The organism is Bacillus sp. NPDC077027 (genome assembly GCF_050269555.1).
In the GTDB taxonomy this organism is placed as follows: Bacteria; Bacillota; Bacilli; order Bacillales; family Bacillaceae; genus Bacillus.
This window is the reverse complement of the sequence record NZ_JBNNIO010000001.1, coordinates 778,111-800,599: the sequence shown is the minus strand read 5'-3', so window position 1 is coordinate 800,599 and position 22,489 is coordinate 778,111. Positions and strand designations below refer to the sequence as shown.

Annotated in this window: 24 protein-coding genes, 1 other RNA gene and 1 pseudogene; 9 read left to right on the top strand and 17 right to left on the bottom strand. The window is 38.7% G+C overall.

Features of this window, described 5'->3' with window-relative positions; genetic code table 11:
* Positions 1–20: 20 nt before the first annotated feature.
* The 5 genes and pseudogenes from ACQKEZ_RS04400 to ACQKEZ_RS04380 all read right to left on the bottom strand — a co-directional run.
* Positions 21–527: pseudogene (locus ACQKEZ_RS04400) on the bottom strand (THUMP domain-containing class I SAM-dependent RNA methyltransferase); the annotation flags it as partial.
* A 102-nt stretch (positions 528–629) separates the two neighbouring features.
* An RNA gene (rnpB, locus tag ACQKEZ_RS04395) (RNase P RNA component class B) lies at positions 630–1,015 on the bottom strand.
* Between the two features lie 56 nt (positions 1,016–1,071).
* Complete coding sequence (gene gpsB / locus ACQKEZ_RS04390; protein ID WP_427299063.1) at positions 1,072–1,377, bottom strand: cell division regulator GpsB; 306 nt, start codon at positions 1,375–1,377, stop codon at positions 1,072–1,074.
* A 76-nt stretch (positions 1,378–1,453) separates the two neighbouring features.
* Positions 1,454–1,996 (bottom strand): DUF1273 domain-containing protein, encoded by a 543-nt coding sequence (locus tag ACQKEZ_RS04385; protein WP_427299062.1) that lies wholly within the window; start codon positions 1,994–1,996, stop codon positions 1,454–1,456.
* 51 nt (positions 1,997–2,047) lie between these two features.
* Positions 2,048–2,284, bottom strand: coding sequence for a CotD family spore coat protein (locus ACQKEZ_RS04380; protein WP_427299061.1), 237 nt, complete (start codon positions 2,282–2,284; stop codon positions 2,048–2,050).
* A 764-nt stretch (positions 2,285–3,048) separates the two neighbouring features.
* On the opposite strand from ACQKEZ_RS04380, the gene ACQKEZ_RS04375 reads away from it, so the two are divergent.
* The gene (locus ACQKEZ_RS04375; protein WP_427299060.1) at positions 3,049–3,207 is read left to right on the top strand and encodes a hypothetical protein; all 159 of its coding nucleotides are present in this window, start codon (positions 3,049–3,051) and stop codon (positions 3,205–3,207) included.
* A 510-nt stretch (positions 3,208–3,717) separates the two neighbouring features.
* On the opposite strand, the gene ACQKEZ_RS04370 is transcribed toward ACQKEZ_RS04375, so the two are convergent.
* The 3 genes from ACQKEZ_RS04370 to ACQKEZ_RS04360 form a co-directional block, all read right to left on the bottom strand.
* Positions 3,718–5,145 carry an NAD-dependent succinate-semialdehyde dehydrogenase gene (locus ACQKEZ_RS04370; protein ID WP_427299331.1) on the bottom strand — a complete coding sequence of 476 codons (1,428 nt, stop codon included), beginning with the start codon at positions 5,143–5,145 and terminating at the stop codon, positions 3,718–3,720.
* Between the two features lie 138 nt (positions 5,146–5,283).
* On the bottom strand, positions 5,284–6,462 hold the full coding sequence (locus tag ACQKEZ_RS04365; RefSeq protein WP_427299059.1) for an iron-containing alcohol dehydrogenase: 1,179 nt from the start codon (positions 6,460–6,462) through the stop codon (positions 5,284–5,286).
* Between the two features lie 95 nt (positions 6,463–6,557).
* Positions 6,558–7,889 (bottom strand): MFS transporter, encoded by a 1,332-nt coding sequence (locus ACQKEZ_RS04360; protein ID WP_427299058.1) that lies wholly within the window; start codon positions 7,887–7,889, stop codon positions 6,558–6,560.
* A 291-nt stretch (positions 7,890–8,180) separates the two neighbouring features.
* Here ACQKEZ_RS04360 and ACQKEZ_RS04355 point away from each other — a divergent pair, with 291 nt between their 5' ends.
* From ACQKEZ_RS04355 to ACQKEZ_RS04345, 3 genes are read left to right on the top strand one after another with little or no spacing between them, the layout of a single operon-like run.
* Positions 8,181–8,888 carry a FadR/GntR family transcriptional regulator gene (locus tag ACQKEZ_RS04355; protein ID WP_427299057.1) on the top strand — a complete coding sequence of 236 codons (708 nt, stop codon included), beginning with the start codon at positions 8,181–8,183 and terminating at the stop codon, positions 8,886–8,888.
* A 23-nt stretch (positions 8,889–8,911) separates the two neighbouring features.
* Positions 8,912–10,321: an FAD-binding oxidoreductase gene (locus ACQKEZ_RS04350; protein WP_427299056.1), complete on the top strand. Its 1,410-nt coding sequence runs from the start codon at positions 8,912–8,914 to the stop codon at positions 10,319–10,321.
* A 1-nt stretch (position 10,322) separates the two neighbouring features.
* On the top strand, positions 10,323–11,627 hold the full coding sequence (locus ACQKEZ_RS04345; protein ID WP_427299055.1) for a (Fe-S)-binding protein: 1,305 nt from the start codon (positions 10,323–10,325) through the stop codon (positions 11,625–11,627).
* 319 nt (positions 11,628–11,946) lie between these two features.
* Here ACQKEZ_RS04345 and ACQKEZ_RS04340 read toward each other — a convergent pair whose 3' ends face one another.
* Positions 11,947–12,078 (bottom strand): hypothetical protein, encoded by a 132-nt coding sequence (locus tag ACQKEZ_RS04340; RefSeq protein WP_427299054.1) that lies wholly within the window; start codon positions 12,076–12,078, stop codon positions 11,947–11,949.
* A gap of 155 nt (positions 12,079–12,233) precedes the next feature.
* Here ACQKEZ_RS04340 and ACQKEZ_RS04335 point away from each other — a divergent pair, with 155 nt between their 5' ends.
* Positions 12,234–13,355, top strand: a complete 1,122-nt coding sequence (locus ACQKEZ_RS04335) for an NADH-dependent flavin oxidoreductase (RefSeq protein ID WP_427299053.1) — start codon at positions 12,234–12,236, stop codon at positions 13,353–13,355.
* 74 nt (positions 13,356–13,429) lie between these two features.
* On the opposite strand, the gene ACQKEZ_RS04330 is transcribed toward ACQKEZ_RS04335, so the two are convergent.
* Complete coding sequence (locus ACQKEZ_RS04330) at positions 13,430–13,936, bottom strand: PTS sugar transporter subunit IIA (RefSeq protein WP_427299052.1); 507 nt, start codon at positions 13,934–13,936, stop codon at positions 13,430–13,432.
* A gap of 171 nt (positions 13,937–14,107) precedes the next feature.
* Between ACQKEZ_RS04330 and ACQKEZ_RS04325 the strand changes: the two genes are divergently transcribed.
* On the top strand, positions 14,108–14,527 hold the full coding sequence (locus tag ACQKEZ_RS04325) for an Hsp20/alpha crystallin family protein (RefSeq protein WP_427299051.1): 420 nt from the start codon (positions 14,108–14,110) through the stop codon (positions 14,525–14,527).
* 36 nt (positions 14,528–14,563) lie between these two features.
* Here ACQKEZ_RS04325 and ACQKEZ_RS04320 read toward each other — a convergent pair whose 3' ends face one another.
* The 3 genes from ACQKEZ_RS04320 to ACQKEZ_RS04310 all read right to left on the bottom strand — a co-directional run bounded on the left by ACQKEZ_RS04320 (position 14,564) and on the right by ACQKEZ_RS04310 (position 15,918).
* Positions 14,564–14,995: a YppG family protein gene (locus tag ACQKEZ_RS04320; protein ID WP_427299050.1), complete on the bottom strand. Its 432-nt coding sequence runs from the start codon at positions 14,993–14,995 to the stop codon at positions 14,564–14,566.
* A 108-nt stretch (positions 14,996–15,103) separates the two neighbouring features.
* Positions 15,104–15,487, bottom strand: coding sequence for a DUF1798 family protein (locus tag ACQKEZ_RS04315; RefSeq protein ID WP_427299049.1), 384 nt, complete (start codon positions 15,485–15,487; stop codon positions 15,104–15,106).
* A 59-nt stretch (positions 15,488–15,546) separates the two neighbouring features.
* Complete coding sequence (locus tag ACQKEZ_RS04310) at positions 15,547–15,918, bottom strand: hypothetical protein (protein WP_427299048.1); 372 nt, start codon at positions 15,916–15,918, stop codon at positions 15,547–15,549.
* Between the two features lie 65 nt (positions 15,919–15,983).
* Here ACQKEZ_RS04310 and sspM point away from each other — a divergent pair, with 65 nt between their 5' ends.
* On the top strand, positions 15,984–16,088 hold the full coding sequence (gene sspM / locus ACQKEZ_RS04305) for an acid-soluble spore protein SspM (RefSeq protein ID WP_427299047.1): 105 nt from the start codon (positions 15,984–15,986) through the stop codon (positions 16,086–16,088).
* Positions 16,089–16,110: 22 nt separating this feature from the next.
* Here the strand turns inward: sspM and ACQKEZ_RS04300 are convergent, their stop codons facing one another.
* Positions 16,111–17,067, bottom strand: coding sequence for a DUF2515 domain-containing protein (locus ACQKEZ_RS04300; RefSeq protein ID WP_427299330.1), 957 nt, complete (start codon positions 17,065–17,067; stop codon positions 16,111–16,113).
* Positions 17,068–17,115: 48 nt separating this feature from the next.
* On the opposite strand from ACQKEZ_RS04300, the gene recU reads away from it, so the two are divergent.
* On the top strand, positions 17,116–17,727 hold the full coding sequence (gene recU, locus ACQKEZ_RS04295; protein ID WP_427299329.1) for a Holliday junction resolvase RecU: 612 nt from the start codon (positions 17,116–17,118) through the stop codon (positions 17,725–17,727).
* A gap of 44 nt (positions 17,728–17,771) precedes the next feature.
* On the top strand, positions 17,772–20,489 hold the full coding sequence (locus ACQKEZ_RS04290; RefSeq protein WP_427299046.1) for a PBP1A family penicillin-binding protein: 2,718 nt from the start codon (positions 17,772–17,774) through the stop codon (positions 20,487–20,489).
* Positions 20,490–20,521: 32 nt separating this feature from the next.
* On the opposite strand, the gene ACQKEZ_RS04285 is transcribed toward ACQKEZ_RS04290, so the two are convergent.
* From ACQKEZ_RS04285 to ACQKEZ_RS04275, 3 genes are read right to left on the bottom strand one after another with little or no spacing between them, the layout of a single operon-like run.
* Entirely contained in the window at positions 20,522–21,031 is a 510-nt protein-coding gene (locus ACQKEZ_RS04285; RefSeq protein ID WP_427299045.1) for a YpoC family protein, read from the bottom strand.
* On the bottom strand, positions 21,028–21,690 hold the full coding sequence (gene nth / locus ACQKEZ_RS04280; protein WP_427299044.1) for an endonuclease III: 663 nt from the start codon (positions 21,688–21,690) through the stop codon (positions 21,028–21,030). The genes ACQKEZ_RS04285 and nth overlap by 4 nt, the downstream gene beginning before the upstream one ends.
* A 17-nt stretch (positions 21,691–21,707) precedes the next feature.
* On the bottom strand, positions 21,708–22,412 hold the full coding sequence (locus tag ACQKEZ_RS04275; protein ID WP_427299043.1) for a DnaD domain-containing protein: 705 nt from the start codon (positions 22,410–22,412) through the stop codon (positions 21,708–21,710).
* Positions 22,413–22,489 lie beyond the last annotated feature (77 nt).

The window sequence follows — 22,489 nt, the reverse complement described above, 5'->3', positions numbered from 1 at the left end:
ACATTACTTTTGATAATACAATCTTTTAGGAATTTCCCTTTATGTAATCCAACACCTGATGTATCAAGTGTTAGAACCACTTTGTCTTTTAAAAGAGCAACCTCAATTTTGAATTCAGGTCCCGTTTCCTCTAGCCAATCTGATTGGATGTTGTACGCTGTTTTTAGCTTTTGGGCGACGGCTTTTTTGACGATGCGCTGACAGTCAGGCACACTTGCAAGCTGTGATTTCACCGACTTTCCAATGACAGGAAATTGGCTGTTTTCCGGAAGAAATGCAGCCCAATCTATGGCTTTTGTACGCTCAAACAGTTCATCAAATGTTTTTGCTGTAAATTCAGCAACTTGTACTTTCACCCTATCTGCTGTTCTTAGCCAAAGGTTCGCTCGACAAATAGCAAGCGCATCCCCTTGAAAAATCACTTTCCCATTATCTACTGTGCATTCGTAACCGAGGTCTTTCACTTCCTTTGCAACAACTGCTTCAATTCCCATAGGAGCTGTTGCGATGAGCGTGTAGGTTTTCATCTGTTTATCACCTGTTTTCTCTCACATTTTGCTATTTCAAGATAAAAGCTCTCCATATCAGGAGAGCTTTGGTTTCATCATGTTTATATAGCGGATTTAACGTTCTGTAAGCCATGTTTTGTTCCATCGTACTACAAACGGCTATTCGCCTCGTACTCAGGTGGTAATCATCTATCTACAGAATTCTCTGTCCTTCTCTCCGTTTGGTTCCTTTGAGAAAGTTCCCCTACCAAATTTGGGTTTCTCGCTCGAGGGGTTTACCGCGTTCCACTCTCACCATTTCTAGTGAGACTTCGTCACTGTGGCACTTTCAAGGGTACTTTGCCATATCCCAAAAGGGACGTAGGCATTTTTCCTGCCGTCAGCCTTTCCCAGACTGCCCTGGCTTATCTTTTCGCCAGGCACGAACACTACGGGCATCTCAGCACCGTGCGAGCATGGACTTTCCTCTGCAATGCTACAAGGCATTGCAGCGATTACCCGAACGTTAATCATCAATCGCTATTATAAACCACATTTTCATCTCGCACAAGTACCCTTCACATTAATCGTAAAGTTTACTACCAAATACGTGCTTTTCAAGATTAGATAATCTTTTTAAAATATCAGAGTTTGTTGTATTTGATTGTGCAGGTTGTCTTTTTCCTGCTTCAACCGCCTCTTCGAGTTGCTTTGTCAAGTGAAGGTTTTCTTGTTGAAGCTTTTCAATTTCTTGATGAAACGTCTCATAGTCTTTTATGACCATATCTAAAAATTTATCGACTTCTTCTTGCTTATAACCTCTTACACCTGTTTTAAATTCTTTTTCTAAAATTTCTTTAGCAGAAAGCTTTACTTTATCAGCAAGCATCTTTTTCACCTCATATCGTGAATTCATAGTATATTTTTTCAGAAATACGTGTCGTTGTCAAATTTTCTCTTGCCCCTTACTCTAAAAAGGTGTCCTCCGCCTCGACTTGTGCCCTTAAATCATCCATTGTGATATACATGATTGGGTAATTGTTGTAGCTCTGTGCTTCTTTGATCATATACTGAGGTGAACCTTCTTGTTCATGATCATACAAAACAAGGAGACCTTCAGTCTTTTCAATAAAGAAACGATTTTTTTGTTTGAATTGGGCAGGGCTTTCATATGGCCTATGTGTGAGGCTTTCAACATAGTCCGCTTGTGCGAGCACACCCTCATATAATTCTTTATTCTGCTCATTCCAACGCTCTTCTTGATGATAAAATGGCGTAATGACAGCCAATTTTAATTCTGGAAATTGTTCCTGAAGCTCAAATACAACTTCAGCCGCCCAAATTTCTGCACCAAGCTGTCCAGAAATGAGCACCCATTCTAAACCATTCTCGGCAAGCACTGTCAATCTTTTACTCAGTTCAGCTTTTATGTAATAAAGTGCTGGATCGTCCTGCTTGAAGATGCCAAGCTCAAAGGGCTTGTATCCTGTTACGGCAAGAATTTTCATTTCATCACCTGCTTTTTTTAAAAAAGGGACTTAAAAAAGTCCCATTCAGCATTATCTGTTACAACAAGGTCCACCGCAGTTAAAATGTTGATGTGTTGCTGGGTCCACTTGAGAATACGTATGTGGGAAGTAGTGAACATGTTTAAAATTTTGATGGTGTACATTTGTGACATGTTGTGGATGGATGTGTGGCACAATTGTTGTAGACCCACTATGCGTACAGCAATGATTTGTCGGGTGAACAATTGGCTGTGTAACATTTGGCTGACAATGATGATGATGGTACATGTAGCATTCCCCTCTCCTTAGCTTTTCTTACATTATTAATGTATGAAGTAAGAAGTGTACATGTACTAATGCATTAACCTATTTTAGAAGTTTGCAAGAAATATATCTTTATAATTTGAAAAAACAAAAGCAATCAAAACGACAACAAGAAAAAACAAGTAAAAAAGACCCTTATACATGCTAAACGCTCCTCATAAATTATCTAACGTTATTTTACAGGATTCGTGACTTTTCTACAATGAATGTGCTAAATATTTTTCATTTTCAACCGATAGCCGAACAATGTCATTTTTTGCGCTTTCCCAGGCAATAATTTCATTGCCCAGATTTCCGAAGTAGACGAGCTTTTTTTTTTCGAGTTCAGCATGTTCTCGTTCACTTAAGTTTGTCAATTCGATTACGTGCTGAACAATAAGAAGTGCCTTTTTACTTCCTTTTTGTGATGCTCATCATATTCCGAGAGGTCAATACCTGATTTTCACAATTCCTTGGACGCATATAACTCCTGCCAAATTTGAAGTGCCTCGCGCCAATTTTTCAACCGTTTGTATTGCAAGGATAACTCAGATTGGTGTGTTCAAAATCAGCCGTTCTGAGCTCTTTTAAATGCCTTGTTTCGCTTTCTTGATCCCGATGAGGCAAATGCATGGTTAATTATACGGGGGCTGAAAGCAGCACAGCGCAAAAAGGTTTTCCACCATCTATTACATACATGTAGCTCGCATTGTTCCTGTTGCTGTAGAGCAAATGAAGGATATGCTGTAATGCCTCTATTATATGGAGAGAGCTTCATTGGACGAGGCGAGATTAGCGCGGAGAGAAAAACTGGAACACTCGTTGTAAAAAAACATCTGGTTCTAGAACGGTATAAAACAAACAACACAATTGCGAACAGCTTTGAACAGTTGTTTCCAAAAGTTTGAACGAGTGTGAGACAATTTCGGCAAAGTCTATGAACTGATATTTCCTGTATTTGTATAAAAATCTACACTTATCGTGTAATTTTCTTTTCTGTCCGCCTACTCGTTCTTTTTGCCATATTTACATAAAAAAACCGTATTTAAGATCATTATTACCTTAAATACGGTTATACTCAAAGAACTTTATTATCCGAAAACAGAAGAATTCTTTCGGAAAATCCATTAAAGAGTTGACTTCTTTTATTGAAGTTTGCTCATCTCATTTTTAAGATCTGAGCTGGTGAAATCTGATTAATTCCTCTAATTTATCCGCGGTTACTGCCAACTGATCCGTACTGTTTGAAACGACTCCATTATATTGATCATATCGCATGATTAATTTACTTGTACTTCTGCTCCAAAGGCATCGTTCCAATGGTCTGTTATGATTTGGTTAGCATCAGCAGTAGGCGTGAAAAACACGTTAAGAGTTATGTTGATAGGTTACAATGTTAATTACACTAATTACATTTTTCATTGTTTAATACCCATGGAAATATATTTTTCCTCTAAGTATTCGTCCAGTCCTTGATGTCCGCCTTCACGCCCCATTCCACTCTCTTTAATTCCTCCAAATGGAGCTTGAGCAACTGCAGGAACTGCATCATTCATACCAATAATTCCGAATTCTAAAGCTTCAGAAACTCTGACGGAACGACTAATATTTTCTGTATAGAAATACGCAGCTAAACCATATTCTGTGGAATTTGCATATCGAACAACTTCTTCTTCTGTCTCAAATGGGATAATTGGAGCAACTGGCCCAAATGTTTCCTCACTCGTAATAAGCATGTTTGAATTTACTTCACCCAAAATGGTAGGTTCATAAAACAACCCCTCAGACAATTCACCTTTAAGGCGTTGTCCGCCATAAAGAATGCGAGCTCCTTTAGAAACAGCATCATTTACATGCTCTTCCACTTTCTCTAAACCTTCGGGACTTACCAGGGGTCCAACTTGTACACTTGGATCAATACTATTTCCAACTTTAAGAGCTTTCACTTTTTCTACAAAAAGTTCTGAAAACTTATCTATAACAGAGCTTTGGACATAGATTCGATTTGCACATACGCACGTTTGCCCTGTATTTCTAAATTTACTTTCAACCGCACCTGTAGCAGCAGCTTCTAAATCAGCATCTTCAAAAACAATAAATGGTGCATGTCCACCAAGTTCCAATGACAACCGCTTCAATTGTGCAGCCGACTTGGTCACTAATAACTTTCCAACCTCAGTAGATCCTGTAAATGAAATTTTTCTAACTGTTGGGTTTTCAAAAATTTCATCAGAAATTGGGCCTGAAGCACCTGTTACGATGTTTACAACTCCTTTTGGCACTCCTGCCATTTCTACCAATTTTCCAAATGCAATCGCACTAATAGGAGATTGTCCAGCTGGTTTCACAATAGATGTACATCCAGCTGCCATCGCAGGACCTACTTTTCTGGTCATCATGGCTAAAGGGAAATTCCAAGGTGTAATTGCTGCAACGACACCAATAGGCTGGCGGATAACCATTAACCTTTTGTTAACAGCAGAAGCAGGAATCGTTTCTCCATAAATCCTTCTTCCTTCTTCAGCAAACCATTGTAAATAACTAGCTGCAAAAGCTACTTCTCCTTTTGCCTCCGTAAAAGGTTTCCCCATTTCCAAACTGATGATTTCCGCTAATTGATCTTGATATTCATGCATCAGATCATGCAACTTCAGTAAATAGTTAGCACGTTCATTTGCCGTTAACTTGGACCAGGATTTAAACGCATGATCTGCAGCTTCAATCGCCAGCTTTGTCTCTTGATGCCCCCCTTTTGGAACCTGAGCAATCATTTGACCATTTGATGGGTTTGTTATTGGAAATGTTTTTCCATCTAATGCAGCTGTCCATTCACCATTGACATACATTTTTAATTTCTTTAATTCAACTAAAGAATTGACTTTTAACAAAAAAATTCCCCCTTAAATAAATAATCTTTTAATCACTGATATAAAATTTAAATTTTAGGTGTCTAGTCTGTAATGACACTTGCAATCTTTTACAGATTACATTTCATCTAACATACCATAGTATGCCTTTTCGATAATCAAGTGAATATCTTCAGCCTTTGTCAGTCTAGGGTTTCTTAGTACATTACCACTTCTCATCGAATCGGCTACTAATTTTGGTAAATAATCAAGTGAAACACCCAAATCTTTTATATTAAGAGGGATATTCATCGACTGATTCATTTGGATAACAATTTCAATTGCTTTTTCTGCAGCCAATCGAGTAGATAATCCGCTAACATCTACTCCTAAAGCAATTGCGATATCTTTATACTGTTCTGCACACGCTGGTAAATTATATTTCATTACGAACGGCAGTAATGCAGCATTTGCAATACCGTGAGGAATATTAAAAACTCCACCAAACGTATGAGATATTGCATGGACATTTCCCAAAAGTGATTGAGAAAATGCCACTCCTGCTATCATTGAGCCAACAAGCATTTTTTCCCTGCTTTCTATATCTGTTCCAACAAAATAAGTCTTAGTTAAATTTTCACCAATCATTTTTATAGCCTGTATAGCATATCCTTGACTAACAGGATTAGCAGACTTAGATGTATATGATTCTATCGCGTGTGTTAGCGCATCCATCCCTGTTGCTGCTGTAATCCCTTGTGGGAGATGCAGCGTAAGAGCTGGGTCTAATATGGCTAAAGTTGGAAATAATTTCGGACTAATTACTGCCAATTTAAATAATGTATCTTTATTCGTAACAACGGTCGAGGCTGTTACCTCGCTTCCTGTTCCTGCTGTAGTGGGAATAGCTATGATAGGAAGAGGAGGTATGCTGATTTTTCCTACCCCTTCATAATCAAAGATATGACCAGGATTAGTAGCCATTGCAGCTATTCCCTTCGCTGTATCGATGCTACTACCACCACCGACAGCTAATACAGCCTCACTTTTATGTTGCTTAAGATAGTTTGTTCCTTTATGAATCGTATCATCTGATGGATTTGGCTCTATCTCATCATATATTTCATATTCCAAATTAACAGCCTGGAGTGACTTCTCAACCCCTTCTAAAAGATTAGCTGAACGTATACCTTTATCTGTAACGATCAGTACCCTATTAATCCCTAATTCACTAATCATTTCTCCTGTTTTATTTGAAATTCCGTTGCCACATTCTACTCGTGTGGGCATAAAATATGTGTATGGCATTAAAGACATTGTTAACAACTCCCCCATCAGTAATCAATTTTGAGTTTAGTAATAATATTTCTTCAAATCTATTGAACTATAAAAACATGAATCAAACGAAAAGATTATTGATTTTTTGAGATATGTGAATTATCTTGTGAAACTTTTAATTGGCTTTTTCGCATTGCAAACAACAGAGCGCTAGCTACTAACAAAGATCCACTTAAGAAGAACAATGCAACGCTTACATTTCCTGTGGCATCTTGAATCATCCCAATACCATAAGGTCCAACGAATCCACTTAAATTTCCAATTGAATTAATTGCAGCAATTCCTACAGCAGCTGCTGAAGTACTTAAGAATTGAGTTGCCAAAGACCAAAAAGGACCATAGAAACTGTACATACCTGATACAGCTATAACCATAAATGCAATTGAAAGAAACGGATTTGAGGTCATTCCAGATGCAAACAGTCCTAAAGAGCCCACAATCAACGGAATAGCCGCATGAATACGTCTCTCTCCTGAACGGTCAGAACGACGAGACCAGATATTCATTACAATGGCGCCTGCGATATAAGGAATCATTGTAAGTAATCCAATTTGCACATTAGTTAGTACTTCTGAAAGAGCTTTAATAATTTGAGGTAGCCAAAAGCCTACACCATATATACCAATGTTAAACATAAAGTAAATTATTGCTAGATACCATACTCGTGGATTAGTTAAGGTTTGTTTGTGTCCAACTAGTTTTTTATCAGCATCTACCTTTGCTTTATCTACTTTTTCTTTCTCCAATTCAGATATTAACCACTGTTTCTCCTCGTTTGAAAGCCATTTCGCTTGTTCTGGTCTATTCGTTAAATAAAATAACGTAACAATCCCTAAAATAACAGCCGGTACACCTTCAAGAATGAACATCCAACGCCATCCATCAAACCCCATCCAGCTGATGTTATCCATAATCCATGTAGAAAGTGGAGCCCCAATAATGTACGAAATAGCAATAGCTGTCATAAACATAGCAATTGTTTTTGCTCTCTCTTTTGCTCTAAACCAATAAGTTAAATACAAAATAACTCCCGGAAAGAATCCCGCTTCTAATGCACCGAGTGTAAAACGTAAGATATACAAATGTGTAGCATTTTGAACGAATCCGGTCAGAACAACAACAATCCCCCAAGTTATAAGAATTCGTGCAATCCATTTTTTTGCTCCGAACTTCTCTAGCATTATATTACTTGGTACTTCACACAAAAAATAACTTATAAAGAAGATACCAGAAGCAATCCCAAACATCTGACTTGTTAGTCCTAATGCATCATTCATTTCTAAAGCAGCATAACCTAAATTTGCCCTATCAAGGAACGCAATAATATAGAGAATAATTAAAAATGGTACAAGTCGTCTAGTGACTTTTCGAGTTGTTTGCTTTTCTAACGAAACTGCATTGTTCATACCCATCCCCCTAATTAATAAAAGCATGTAATTTAAGATCCCTGAAATGATGAACTCAATATATATAAAGTGGAGTATTCCACGGAATTTAGAATACAGATTTGTAAGTGCTTTCATTTCAGTTCGAAAGCTTTGAAAGCAATGCTTGATTTGTCGTAATTTGCAAATTTGTATTACAACTATTGCAAAACTCAGTAAGTTTGTTTATCATTTTATACATAAATAAGCGTTTTGTAAATTTAAAATTTAAAATTTATCATACAAATAAAAATTTAATGGAGGATGGTTATCGTGTCTCAAAAAGAAAAAGTTTCACAGATAATTGCTCGTGAATTATTAACCATGATTGAAAATGGAAAGTTTCCTCCAGGTTCAAAGCTGCCAACCGAAATGGAACTAACTGCTCAATTTGGAGTAAGCAGAGTTCCAATCCGAGAAGCGCTAAGCATGCTCCGCGCTGCAGGTGTCATTTATTCACGTCAAGGTGGGGGAAGTTACGTAGAAGAATCTACCAACTCAACATTACTTCAAAGGATTCATATTGAAACTGATGATATTGACAATATTAAATATCTCTTTGAAATGAGAAAAGTGCTTGAGCCTGAAGTTGCTTACTTAGCTGCCCTCCGACGCACGCCAAAACAACTTGAAAACATGAAAAGAATTTTAGACGAATGGGAAAAGAAATCAATCGAAAATACTACAACTGCTAGAAAGGAAGATATAGATTTTCATAGTTCTATTACTTTAGCTACACAAAATCCTATTATGATTCAAACACAAAATAACCTAGCTACCCTTTATGAAAAAACATTACAAATTACTCTTCGTCCAAATATAGAATTAAAACTTAAGCGGAAAGCTGTCTACAAAGAACATCGAGATATTTTGCTTGCAATCGAAGCAGAAGAGCCTGAATTAGCTAAAATTCTGTCTATGATTCATCTGAGAAATGCAGAAGAGAAAATAAGCTTGTTTATAAAAGATTACACTTTATAGCAAAACGAAAGGATGAGGATTAAATGAAAGTAGTTACCGATTGGCATATAGAGAACATCGAAGCAATCATAAAAACGGGGAGAATACTTATAGATGAAAGTGATCGTTTTAGTTATTCATTCGACGGTTCGTTTGGAACCTATTTACCCGATATCGTCATTCAGACTAAAAGCGTAGACGAAATCGCCTCACTTGTGAAGTTTGCTAATTGTGAAAAGATCCCTATTTGCCCACGAGGTCAGGCAACTAGCCTAAGTGGAGGACCTCTTCCTGTTAAAGGAGGAATTGTCTTAGATTTATCTATTATGAACGATTTGCTTGAGATTCATACAGAAGATCTTATTGCCATTGTTTCTCCAGGTGTATTGACATCAGACATTCATAAGGCTGCTGAACAAAAAGGACTAATGTATCCACCGGATCCAAGCAGTTCTCACGTTTCTACGATTGCTGGTAATTTAGCAGAAAACTCTGGTGGCCCAAGAGGACTGAAGTACGGCGTGACAAAAGATTATGTCATTGGCCTTGAAATCATTACCCCGGAAGGAGAAATTATCAAAACCGGCGGTAAAACAGTTAAAAATGTTACCGGTTACGATTTAACGAAACTCATTGTGGGTTCAGAAGGAACACTTGGTATTATAACAAAAGCAATATTGAGACTCATTCCTAAACCACAGGCCAGTGGGACCATCATGGCCATTTTTGATAACCTTGTTGATGCTGGAAGTGCCATTTCCAAAATTCTTTCTTCCGGTATTTTCCCATCTAAAATGGAGCTAATGGATCAGTCTTCTATTGTGGCAGTCGAGAATTTTGAACCCCTTGGTTTACCAACTGACGCAGCAGCACTTATATTAATTGAACTTGACGGCCATCCGCTGTCTCTGAAAGAAGAAATGGAACAAGCGGCTGTATTATGCCGTACTGTAGGGGCGAGAGAAGTAACAATTCCAAAGAATAAAGCCGAGGAAACAGAGCTTTGGAAAGCTCGTAAGCTTGTATCACCAGCCATCGCGCGGATTAAGCCAACTAAAATCTCTGAGGATGCTACCGTCCCTCGAAGTAAAATACCTGAAATGTGTGAAAGATTACTGAACATACGTGATAAATACGGTATTCACCTTGTTGTATTTGGTCATGCTGGTGATGGTAATCTTCATCCGAATATTATTTGTGATAAAACAGATCAGGAAGAAATGATTCGTGTTGAACAAGCTGTTTCAGAAATTTTTACGGCTGCTGTAGAGCTTGGTGGGACACTTTCAGGTGAGCATGGGATTGGAACGATGAAAGCACCGTTTATGGAAATGGAACTCGGTGCAGCTGGACTTGATATGATGAAACGAATAAAAAAAGCATGGGACCCGAACAATATTATGAATCCTGGTAAAATATTTCCTGAGCCGGGACAAAAATTGGAGTTGAGATGACATGACGGTATCACTTAACGAATTAAGAGAAGAACTTCAGTATGACAAAACAAAAAATTGTGTTCAGTGTGGGTATTGTTTACCTGTATGCCCAACATATGTCACTTTTGGTACAGAAACTCACTCACCTCGTGGGCGGATTAATCTAGTAAAGATGGTTGGTGAAGGAAAGATTACAGATTTATCCGTTCTTGAAGAACCACTCAATTTATGTTTGGGCTGCCGAGCGTGTGAGACAGCTTGTCCCACAGGTGTAGAATATGGTTCGATCCTAGAAGCGGCGCGTGCAGCAATTGTAAAACGCAAAAAATTTTCCATACCAGTACGTCTATTGCGAAAAGTGATGCTAAAAAAAGTAATCCCGAACAAAAAGATGATGAATGTAGCTGGTCATTCTATCTGGCTATACAAAAAAAGTGGATTGCAAAAAGCAGCTCGGGCGTCTGGTATTATGAAAAATACCCCATATAACTTAGGCGAATTTGAGTCGATTATTCCTACTCCTATTTCCCCTATAGAGCGTAGTCGAGCATCAACCGAAGTGAAGGCAAAGCTGAAAGCAAAATATACTGTTGCCTTTTTTACTGGCTGTATTATGGACTCTATGTTCCACACTATCAATCAACTATCTATCAAGTTACTTTCAGAAGTAGGCTGTGATGTTGTGGTGGTTCCGAAACAAACCTGCTGCGGAGCACTACAAGCTCATACTGGAGAAATGGACGAAGCACGTCACCTAGCAAAGCAAAACATTCTCGCATTTGAACAAATAAATGCCGATTTTATCGTTAATAATGCAGGAGGGTGCGGCGCCCAGCTTTATGAGTACGGACATTTACTTTCGAATGACAAAGAGTGGGCCGAAAAAGCTGCTACTTTCTCTGCTAAATCAAGAGATATAAGCCAGGTACTTGTCGCTTGCGGTGGTTTGCCAGATTTACAGCCCCGCTATGGCGAAAGGGTGACCTATCAGCACTCCTGTCATATGACCAATGTTCAGAAAGTAAATCAAGAACCTTTGGAATTATTGAATAGTATCCCTGGAATACAATTTATCGAAATGGAGCAAGCAAATATGTGCTGCGGGTCAGCAGGTATTTATAATATCGTAAATTATGAGGCTTCCATGCAGATTCTTGATGAAAAAATGAAGCATACAAAAGCTACAAACGCAACCGTTGTTATCACAACCAATCCAGGTTGCCTATTGCAGATGAAACTTGGTATAGAACGTGAAGGACTCTCCGATTCTATGCGTGCCCTGCATCTGATTGAATATTTAGCTGAAGCCTCCGGAATCTCATGAGCTTCTCTCTCACTATTTTATACTGATCAATTTCAGAAACAAAAGAAGATTAAAATGATTTCATCCCGAGTCCCTTCTAAGTTCTTTCTTGTTTTAAAGAATGAACCTCTCTCTACTTTCTTGTAGTTTTACTTTGGTTTTTCTATCAATTACTGTATGAAACCCACTTTTTGTGGGTTTCATTTCAGAATAAAGCCATGACGAATTAACAAACACAGGATAGCTGGAGATTATTACATATAAATGCTTTCTAATGCCCCAACCCTACACTCATAGGCTTCTTTTTGATGAATATAGAGCTCACTCACACCCCTTTTTTCTAACGTGGTTTTTCGACCTGCTGCGGAATTGGCGATGTCTGTGCGGCTTTCTTATTTATATCATGCCAATGTACAACTTGTTCATCTGCTTTTAATTCCTCTATAAGATCAGTCATTGTTTTCCTTTTCATTACGTTCCACCTCTTAATTCTAATGTACCGAATATTTGTTTGCATGACTAGGCGGCAATTTTTGATGTGTTTTTTCTGAGCAGATCCTTTGTATGCATGTCACCATATCAATTACACTTCAGTTATGAAAACATTTCAAGAAAGAAGGAAATCGTATGAAAAAAGATTTTGAGCCATTATTTGAACCATTTACCTTTCCAGGGGGTGTGACAATCAATGGCCGAATTGTTGTGGCGCCGATGACGCATTTCGGCTCAAATGACGATGGAACCACCTCTGATGAAGAAATTGATTTTATTACAGCACGTTCTAGTGAAATGGGAATGGTGATCACCGCTTGTGCTAACGTAACACCGGATGGCAAGGCTTTTTCTGGTCAGCCATCCATAGCAAGGGATTATGACATGCCAGGTTTAAAAAAACTCGCTACTGCGATACAAACAAAAGGGACAAAAGCAATCGTACAAATTCATCACGGCGGATCACAGGCGATTCCTGTACTTATTCCAAATGGAGATGTAGTCGCGCCAAGTGATGTGTACAAAGACGGTGAAAAAGTAGCACGCGCACTGACTGAAGAAGAAATTATTCACATCATTCATTCCTTTAAAGATGCGACTAGACGTGCCATTGAAGCAGGTTTTGATGGGGTCGAAATCCATGGAGCAAACGGTTATTTATTGCAGCAATTCTACTCTCCTCACTCCAACCAACGAACAGATAAATGGGGCGGCACCGATGAAAAACGCCTAACCTTCCCTATTGCTGTTGTAGATGCAGTGAAAGAAGCCATCACAGAACATGCCTCAGAGCCTTTTATCTTCGGATATCGTCTTTCACCTGAAGAGCCAGAAACACCGGGTCTCACAATGGCTGAAACGTTTAAACTTGTTGATGCACTCAAAGAAAAGGGTCTAGATTACTTGCATGTCTCATTGATGGAGATTGATGCCAAAGCAAGACGTGGTGCAGATACAAATAAAACACGCATGGCATTACTCGCAGAACGTTGTGGAAATCAGCTACCATTGATTGGAGTGGGTCAAGTCATTACACCTCAAGATGCTTTAAATGCATACAAAAATGGCATCCCGCTTATCGCAATGGCACGTGAACTTTTAGTTGATCCCGATTGGGCTGTTAAAGTAAAAGAAGGACGCGAGGATGAAATTGAAACAGTCATTCAATTAAGCAAAAAAGACACCTACCGTATCCCTAATGGTTTATGGTCAGTTTTGGAAACAAGTAAAGGCTGGGTTTCAATAAAAGATAAATAAAGAAACTGTCCTCTTGGTAACAGAAAGACTGTCAAGATTCACTCGACAGTCTTTTTTTTAAAAAAAATGTAACTTTATTTCACCTTTATTGAAAAAAGTTTTGAAGTACTCTTTGCAACAGTACCTTTTGGTTCTTTTTTTATACTTTCCAATAGATCACCGTTCATGATGACAATGGGTGTAACTGTACTTGTTGCCTTCTCTTCAATTAGCTCCAGATCACATGTAATGAGAGGATCACCAATCTTTACTTTATCCCCTTCTTTCACATGTGCCTCAAAGCCCTCACCATTTAATCCAACCGTTTCAAGTCCGATATGAATGAGAAGCTCAAGCCCAGAGAGTGTTCGAATACCAATCGCGTGTTTCGTGTGGAAAAGCTGAATAATCTCACCTTCTGCTGGTGAAACAATTGTGCCATTGCTTGGTTTAACAGCCACCCCATCTCCCATCATCTTTTGTGAAAAAACTGGATCTGGTACGTCTGTCATATCCATCATTTCTCCATCAACAGGAGAGTAAATGGCCTCTTCTTTTACATTCTCCTGGTTTTTTCCGAAACCGAATAATTTTTTCAGCAATGTTCATTTGCTCCCTTCAAGCTTTTGCTTCTAGTTCCCTAGTCAGTGTCAAGCAATAGGTTTGTACACTTTCCTTTCATTCATCACTATTTAATCATAATTTTTTCCTTCCTTCAATTGATAACCGCCTGAGCCTCTTTTGCATAGGTTATTGAAGAAGAGGTGATACGTATGAAATCGGAAGAAGAAAAAAAATATGAACTTCTTGCAAATGAAGACTTTCTATATGAAGCGATTGAGCATTTTTTTGCTTCATCTCCATTTCACGAGATATTAAACAGTGCTGAAGAGCTTATGACCACTTCTCATTCTTTGGCTTCTATCGTGACAAATGTGACAGAAGATGAGGGGAACATCTATATTGAGATTCGATTCCCTGATCACTTTATTGAAGGCGATATCGCACTTGAAGTGAAGTCTCAATATCTTCATTTATCTGTACAAGAAAAAATAAAAACTGAAACATCCTCGACATATTCTAGTTTCACCAAAACCATTTTAATGCCGGCCAAAATAGACGAAACAAAGATGAAAAGTGCTTGGAAACAAAAATCGCTTCTAGTTTCAGCTCCAAAGCAACAACCCCAATAGAAAAGCCATCCTGTATGGCTTTTCTATTGGGGTTCATTATGCTTTAAAAATACTCGTAAAACCTTTCGCTAAAGAACCAACCTGATTCATGGTGCTCATCATCTGTCCAGCTGTATCGAACATTTTATTGAAGTCATACTGTCCGTTCGTCTTTTTAAATTGTGACAGCACACTTTTAAATTGAGATGGCTGTTGTTTCTGTGGTCTAGGCAATGGATATGGATTCATTGCCTGAGGTGGAAACATCCCTGGCGGCTGGATGGGTGGCTGCAACGATTCAGGCTGCTGAATGGCCTGCATATCTGGCGTGTATCCATATTGCTGTTGGTATTGAAAAGGCTGTTGCTGATTCATCGCTGGATAAGGAGGCGTTTGATGATCAGAAGCTTGGTGCACATCTGGATACGAAAATGGTCCTTGCTGAAATTGATTCATCTCATATGGATATCGATTAGAATAAGGGAACATCTTTTTTCGCTCCTCTCCGTTTTTAACAAAACATTCTTCACTGTCATATTATGATGCAATACATAAGTTGTGCCTACTCATATAACAAGAAAAAAGCGCATGCCTCATTTAGCTGCGCTTTTCATTCTTCACTTCTTCTATTAAAAGATTGAGTGTATATGTGACAGACTCCACTAAATTTTTCACACGGGTAGGCTGGAGCTTTCCAAAATATGATTGCAAGACAACCTCTTTCAAATTTTCCTCTACCGCCTTCAATTGTTCTTGATGTAAATATTTCGGCTTTCTATCTTTCACAAATAAAGAAGCAGTCTGAAGCCAATCGGTCATATGTGTCTCTAATCGTTCTACAGCGGGCTGAATGTCAGTGTAAAAATCGAAGGCAGGATATACTTCCTCCTCTTTCCCTTTTTGAAATCGGGTATATGCTTCATCTGTTAACGTTAATAACCATTCTGTCTGTTCAAGTAATGTCTCTATTTCTATCTTCACAGTAATTCACCTCTATAAACATCCTACCAGAGGTTAGCTATTCGCTCAATCAATGATGATTAACCTGTATGATATGCTGGTCTCGCCCGCAATGTATGCCGATATTCATCTGCAAAAGCTCGCGTTTGACATTCTTTCACATCCGATTCAAGGCGGTCCACCATCTTTTGTTCCTCACTTATTAAATTTGACGTTGTTTTTTCTACCGATAATGCTAACTGCTGTTCTACTGCTTCAATTTTATGTTCAATTTCCTCGAGCAATTGCATAATGGATTCTTTTGATACATATTCACTCATCATCAGATTCCCCCCTTTGTCATCTCTCGTTACATTCTCTTTTCTCTTGCCTCCTCCTTCACACATGACAAAACTAGAAGCAAATCGCCAATCTAAGTGAATAAGAACGATATTATGCCACTTTCGACACATGTTTGTCCTTCTTTGTATGATTGCGTCCCATTGTGTAAATTCTAAGTTTGAAGGAGGTAGAGTCCATGAAGAAAAAACCGACACAAAATGAGCAAAAGCCAAAAAATAAAGAAAACAGCACAGATCAGCTTGATAAAAAACTTGGTGGTCCAAATCGCCCCTCCACTTAAAAAAGCAGGTCCTCCCTGCTTTTTATTTATGCTTTATATAGTGTTCTAATGAAAAAAGAAATCGAAGCTGCCTTTTTTTATGAAAGTACCACTCTTTTACGTCAATTTGTTTTGGTAACTGTTCTGCCTCAAAAAGACCTTCCTTTATTTTCTCCTGAAACCAATCCTCTTTTTGATCGTCTAATGAATGTGTCATCACTGGATAAACCGTTCTTAAAAACGGAGTTGTCCTTTTCACAATGCCGAGATGCCTTTCAAAATCAAATCTGGAGCCGGTATGCGGAACAGTATTTAAAAAATAGTAAAAATCTGAAAATAAATCAGCACGAAATAAAAGTTGAGCAAGTTTTTTACCGAGTATAATTCGCTCTTTCACATGGGAAAATCGCTTAATGGATAAGCCATACAATCTACCGTCTATCGTTGGAAAAACGACTGTGTCGAAATGGCCCCATTCACTAAAAAGATACTGAATCGAGTGAAAAACATTCTTTTTCAGTAAAGGATTTTGTATAATAGGGGATTGTATAGTATATTGTTCATTTATAATGAGAGCATATAGCAATCGTTCTGTCTCGCGCTCAAGCCAGAATCTTTCCCATTCTATTCTCATAAAGCGCGACACACGAAAAAAAGAGAGCAAATGAAACAGTGGTTTTCCACACAACTTTGACCACTCATACAATAAGAGTTGAGGATAAGCATCTGAGAATATGAGCCAGTTAGCTCGTTCGTAAGCCGTAAAGAACAGATGACCATCATTGTCTGTAAGCCCAGGGTGAAACAACTCCCCTTTTAAATCGGTCATAGACCACCCAGCATTTCTGGATACAAATGAAGCAAGCAGTGACCATTTGATTTCTGGGTGACGGTCATAAAAACGTTTATAGGCATTCGTTCTCGATATATTGTCCTTATTCTTTTTGCTTGCTTCACTTGAGATGTGTGAAATGATGATTTGCTCTTCTTTTTCTGACAGCACGATGATCTCTCCAATTCAAATGCATTTAAAGGAGGCTGAAACTTGATGATTCGGTATCCAAACGGAAAATCGTATCAGCCAAAACAAGTAATGGGGACAAAAAAAAGGACAATCGGCGAATCCTCTTATAGTAATCGCGGGATGACACTTGAGGATGACTTAAATGAAACCAACCAGTACTATCTGGCAAATGGCATAGCCGTCATTCATAAAAAGCCGACCCCTGTACAAATCGTGAATGTGGATTATCCAAAGCGAAGTGCAGCAGTAATTAAAGAGGCTTATTTTAAACAGTCCTCAACAACCGATTATAATGGGGTTTATAAAGGCCGCTACATTGACTTTGAAGCAAAGGAAACGAAAAGTGCGACTTCTTTCCCACTGAAAAATTTCCACGATCACCAAATCGATCATATGAAGCAAGTCGTAGGACAAGGCGGCATTTGTTTTGTTATTATATCCGCGTTTGGCTTTATTTATTATTTATCAGCTTCCGATCTTTTTGTCTTTTGGGAGCGAAAAAATCAAAACGGGCGAAAATCCATCAGCAAAGAGGAGCTAAAAGAAGCTGGTCACCTCATGACACTTGGATATTCCCCGAGAATTGATTATATTAAAGTAGTGGAAACACTTCATTTTTCGGATGATAACAAATAGGAGGAAGCGTTCGAAAAAGGTTTAACACGAAAGGTTGAGATGTGATGTCTGATCAATTTAAAAGTCGTGAAGAACGACGAAAAGCGGCTCAAGGAAATACAAAAAATCGAAAAACAAAAAAGGGCAAAAAGAAAGCAGGTCTTTTCAAAAAAATATTCTTATCCTTACTTGTGATCGGGCTTCTTTGTTTAGTAGCTGGAATCACTACTTTTGCCATTTTTGCATCAAGTGCACCCTCTCTTGATGATAGCAAGTTAAAGACACCATATTCTTCGAAAATCTATGACAAAAACAAAAAAGTCTTCGCTGAATTAGGTGCAGAAAAAAGAACATATGTCTCAATTAAAGACATTCCTGATGTCGTTAAAGAAGCGTTTATCGCCACAGAAGATGCTCGTTTTTATAAGCACCATGGGATTGACCCGATTCGAATTGGGGGCGCACTTGTAGCGAACGTAGAAGATGGATTCGGTGCTGAAGGTGGTAGTACCATTACACAGCAAGTTGTCAAAAACACACTGTTAAATGACCATAAAACGTTAAAACGAAAAGTTCAAGAAGTGTGGCTTTCCTTGCAGCTAGAACAAAAATACTCTAAAGATGAAATTTTAGAAATGTATTTAAACCGTATCTTCTTCTCGCCCCAAGCATACGGGGTTGGAAAAGCGGCTGAACAATTTTTCGGTGTCACGGATTTAAATAAACTTTCCATTGCACAGGCTGCAATGCTTGCTGGTATGCCGCAGAGCCCTTCAGCTTATAACCCTGTCAAGCATCCAGAAACAGCGGAAAAACGACGCAACATTGTTTTAAGTTTAATGAAAAAACAAGGCTATATTACAGATAAAGAGTATGAGGAAGCAAAAGCAACGCCCGTTAGCAAAACTGTAGTATCTGCTGATAAATACAACAATCAAAACTCAAGTAAATACTCACCTTTCATTGAAGAAGTAATGGAAGAAGTGCAGAAAAAAGCAAAAGTGGATGTTTCAACAGATGGACTAAAAATCTACACAACGCTTGATACGGATGCCCAGGATCAATTAGATAGTGTGATGAATGGTGATTCTGTTGGTTTCACAAAAGGCATGCAATCCGGTGTGTCCTTGCTCGATACGAAAACCGGAGAAATTCGTGCAATTGGTGGTGGACGTGATGTTCCGGTCGGTGGATTTAACTATGCGATTGACGCAAAACGTCAACCTGGTTCGACGATTAAACCTATTTTAGACTACGGTCCAGTGATCGAAAATAAAAAGTGGTCTACTTATCAGCAAATTAACGATGCACCATATACGTACTCAGATGGTACACCTATTAACAACTTTGACCGTAGACATTTAGGGAAAATGTCTATGAGAAGCGCACTATCACAATCACGCAACATCCCTGCTTTAAAAGCGTTCCAAGAAGCCGGAACAGATCATGCTGTTCAGTTTGCAAACAACTTAGGAATGGACCTTCCAGCAGATATTCCTGAATCGTATTCTATTGGAGGATTTGATGATGGTGTATCCTCTTTGAAAATGGCAGGTGCATTCAGTGCATTTGGTAATAATGGCTATTACAATGAGCCTCATGCTGTGACATCAGTTGAATTCAATGATGGAACGAAGCTTGATCTTACACCTGACTCTAAACCAGCGATGAGTGATTACACAGCATTTATGATCACTGACATGCTAAAAACAGCTGTTCAGTCTGGTACTGGTCAGCTTGCACAGGTTTCAAATGTACAGGTCGCTGGGAAAACGGGAACAACCAACTTCCCTCAAGACGTCATCAATCAGAAGAACATTCCATCAGGCGCTGCAAAAGATTCATGGTTTGTCGGCTATACACCACAGTATACAGCCGCAGTGTGGACTGGAATGGGCAACTCTGATGATACAAACGGCAAAGTGTGGCTAACGACTGAAGAACAAAGAGTCGCAAAACTTGTCTTCCAACGCTTAATCTCACAAATTGATGATGGCAGTGGCTCTTTTGAAAAACCAGACAGTGTCGTGATGGCGACGATTGAAAAAGGATCGGACCCAGCAAAACTCGCTGGCCCTAATACACCTAGTGATAAGAAAACAACTGAGTATTTTGTCAAAGGTACTGTTCCAACAAAGGTATCTGACACTTATGAGAAAAAAGAAGCTGATAAACCTTCTGATCTAAAAGCAGTATACGATGAAGAGAAAAAATCGATTACACTCACTTGGAGCTATGCTGAAGATGATGCATCCTTCAATGTGAAGCAAGCCATTGATAATGGCGGATACAAAGAGATTCAAAATAGCTCTGCCACCGAAGCCGTTATTTCTGATGTAAAACCAGGATCTACTTATAAGTTCCAAGTAACAGCCACTGTGGATGATGTCACAAGTAAGGCTGCCTCTACCTTCCTGACCATTAAGGATGAGGAGGAAGAAGAAGAACAGGTAGACGACGAAACGAAAGAAGAGGAAACGCAACAACCTGATGATGAGCAAACAGATGAGACAGATAAAGATGAGAATCAAAACACTGATGATGGCCAAACAGACAATGACAATAAACAAAATCAGAATGGCAATCAGAATAATGGTAACGATTCTGGTAATGATAGCAGTAATTCAAATGGTAACACGGATAATTCAAGTGGAAACAGCAACTCGCAAAATGAAAGCAACAGCACGAACAAAAATAAAGATTCGAAAAAAACCGATTCGAAAACCAATTCTCAAAACTCAACCGCTCCGTCTGGCTCAACTATACGAAAAGAAAACGAATAAACAAAAAGCACTTGCCAAGCGGCAAGTGCTTTTTAACGGTTTTGCTTTAATTTTTTCATGGCGATGTGTTTTCCATACTGCTTTTTTAGTTCTGTGAACAGTTCATCTAATTGAATAAAGCAATGATATTGTGTTGGTTTCAACAAAATAAATTCTAATCGTTCTGTCCAATTAATTGGTGCAACAGGAAAGGATACCTGTTTTACTTTCTCCCACTCAAGGGTTACAACCGGTGTACCCTTTATCCAATGAAATGCAGCGAGTATACAGACGATCCCCTTCATCATATCTTCCTGCTCACAGCGAGACTTCCTCGTTTGAAAATATGGTAGCATCTTTTCTTTTGTTTCATTCCACATGTCAAAAAGCATAGGAACGAATATCTCTATCTGTTCCCATGGACGTTCTTGATTCGTCATGTCTTGATTGAAATCAAAATATAATGGGTTGTCACGTAGTTGATTAAAAGCTAAGTTTGATTTCGTGGCTTCTTTTCCTTTAAGCATTTGTTCGTATGAGGAAAGCAAAACTGGTCCACTCATGCTAGCTTCACCAGCCCTTTTTTGAGTCTTTTTTGTCCTTCTCTACACATGTCAAGCAGTGGACAAGTCTCACATTTAGGTCTTTGCGCTTTACAATGATACCTTCCAAAAAAGATGAGCCGATGATGTGTGACAGACCACTCTTCTTTAGGTACTTTCTTCATTAAGGTTTGCTCTACTTCAAGTACTGAATCCTTCCAACGACATATTCCAAGTCTTTTGCTCACTCGTTCTACATGGGTATCAACTGCAATGGCAGGAACACCAAATGCAACAGAAACAACGACATTCGCTGTTTTACGACCGACACCTGGAAATTTCACAAGCTCATCGCGATCTTTTGGCACCTCTCCGCCATACTCTTCGATCAGCATTTTACACAGCTTCTGAATGTTTTTAGCTTTGTTGCGATATAACCCAATAGAACGAATATCCTGCTGCAGTTCTTCAAGTGGTACACTTAAATAATCCTCAGGTGACTGATATTTTTGGAAAAGTGTCTTTGTCACTTTGTTGACTAGGACATCTGTACATTGAGCGGAAAGTGCCACAGCCACTACAAGCTCAAATGGATTGGAATGAACGAGCTCGCACTCCGCTTCAGGAAACATCTCCCCTATCGTTTGCAAACAATCGTTTATTTGTTTTTTTGATAACATGCCTTCACCTTTTTATTTTATTGTTCCAGCCAATTGTAAAAAGGAACTTGTCTTTTATACGTCGTTTGATCCTGCTTTGTTCCTTTTGATTGCGATTGCGATCGGAAGTGTTGACTGTGCTCTCTTGCTTCCTCCGCTGATTTCAGCCCTTTTTTCTTCCATTCAAATAAAATGCGGTCTATGTAGCGGAAGCTCAATTTTCCTGATAGCACTGCCTCTCTTAGTGCTAATCGAATCATCGCCGCATCATGATGATCTTGATCCATCCAAATGGAGAGAGTTTCCCCCTCTAATGGTGAGAGCGGTCTTCCAAATTCCTCTTCAAATAAGGCATATAATGATTTTTCAGCTTGTTGATTGTTTTGTTGTTTCGCCTTTGCTTGTTGTGTTTCTAAAAAATCATATATAATGCCCCAAAGCGGTTTAATTGAGTACTTGTCATGTTGTATGCCAGCCCGATCTTCAAAAGGCTGAATGGAAATAAACCCTTTTTGGATTAAAGTTTGTACAATATACGCACATTCTTGTGCAGTAATCGTCATACCATTTGAAAGCTCTTCAAATGTTTGGAAGAAAATTCCTTGTTCTTCATTCATCTTAATTTTAAGTAAGACAATCAAATGCGTTTCATTTAGTCCAAGCTGCTCATAATGAGCAATGAGCAAATTAGGCAAACTTGTGTCACCCATTTGCTGCAAATCAATAAATTGTTGCCTATTCATCGGATACACCTCTTCACATTAGTATATCACGTTTCAATTCACGTGCCCTCTAAAAGACGTTTGAAAAAGCCTCCACA

Excerpts from the sequence above, each read along its gene's own strand:
- gpsB (WP_427299063.1), bottom strand. The coding sequence starts at position 1,377 with ATGCTTGCTGATAAAGTAAAGCTTTCTGCTAAAGAAATTTTAGAAAAA.
- ACQKEZ_RS04385 (WP_427299062.1), bottom strand. The coding sequence starts at position 1,996 with ATGAAAATTCTTGCCGTAACAGGATACAAGCCCTTTGAGCTTGGCATC.
- ACQKEZ_RS04380 (WP_427299061.1), bottom strand. The coding sequence starts at position 2,284 with ATGTACCATCATCATCATTGTCAGCCAAATGTTACACAGCCAATTGTT.
- ACQKEZ_RS04375 (WP_427299060.1), top strand. The coding sequence starts at position 3,049 with ATGCCTCTATTATATGGAGAGAGCTTCATTGGACGAGGCGAGATTAGC.
- ACQKEZ_RS04370 (WP_427299331.1), bottom strand. The coding sequence starts at position 5,145 with ATGTATGTCAATGGTGAATGGACAGCTGCATTAGATGGAAAAACATTT.
- ACQKEZ_RS04365 (WP_427299059.1), bottom strand. The coding sequence starts at position 6,462 with ATGTCTTTAATGCCATACACATATTTTATGCCCACACGAGTAGAATGT.
- ACQKEZ_RS04360 (WP_427299058.1), bottom strand. The coding sequence starts at position 7,889 with ATGAACAATGCAGTTTCGTTAGAAAAGCAAACAACTCGAAAAGTCACT.
- ACQKEZ_RS04350 (WP_427299056.1), top strand. The coding sequence starts at position 8,912 with ATGAAAGTAGTTACCGATTGGCATATAGAGAACATCGAAGCAATCATA.
- ACQKEZ_RS04345 (WP_427299055.1), top strand. The coding sequence starts at position 10,323 with ATGACGGTATCACTTAACGAATTAAGAGAAGAACTTCAGTATGACAAA.
- ACQKEZ_RS04340 (WP_427299054.1), bottom strand. The coding sequence starts at position 12,078 with ATGAAAAGGAAAACAATGACTGATCTTATAGAGGAATTAAAAGCAGAT.
- ACQKEZ_RS04335 (WP_427299053.1), top strand. The coding sequence starts at position 12,234 with ATGAAAAAAGATTTTGAGCCATTATTTGAACCATTTACCTTTCCAGGG.
- ACQKEZ_RS04325 (WP_427299051.1), top strand. The coding sequence starts at position 14,108 with ATGAAATCGGAAGAAGAAAAAAAATATGAACTTCTTGCAAATGAAGAC.
- ACQKEZ_RS04320 (WP_427299050.1), bottom strand. The coding sequence starts at position 14,995 with ATGTTCCCTTATTCTAATCGATATCCATATGAGATGAATCAATTTCAG.
- ACQKEZ_RS04310 (WP_427299048.1), bottom strand. The coding sequence starts at position 15,918 with ATGTGTCGAAAGTGGCATAATATCGTTCTTATTCACTTAGATTGGCGA.
- sspM (WP_427299047.1), top strand. The coding sequence starts at position 15,984 with ATGAAGAAAAAACCGACACAAAATGAGCAAAAGCCAAAAAATAAAGAA.
- recU (WP_427299329.1), top strand. The coding sequence starts at position 17,116 with ATGATTCGGTATCCAAACGGAAAATCGTATCAGCCAAAACAAGTAATG.
- ACQKEZ_RS04290 (WP_427299046.1), top strand. The coding sequence starts at position 17,772 with ATGTCTGATCAATTTAAAAGTCGTGAAGAACGACGAAAAGCGGCTCAA.
- ACQKEZ_RS04285 (WP_427299045.1), bottom strand. The coding sequence starts at position 21,031 with ATGAGTGGACCAGTTTTGCTTTCCTCATACGAACAAATGCTTAAAGGA.
- nth (WP_427299044.1), bottom strand. The coding sequence starts at position 21,690 with ATGTTATCAAAAAAACAAATAAACGATTGTTTGCAAACGATAGGGGAG.
- ACQKEZ_RS04275 (WP_427299043.1), bottom strand. The coding sequence starts at position 22,412 with ATGAATAGGCAACAATTTATTGATTTGCAGCAAATGGGTGACACAAGT.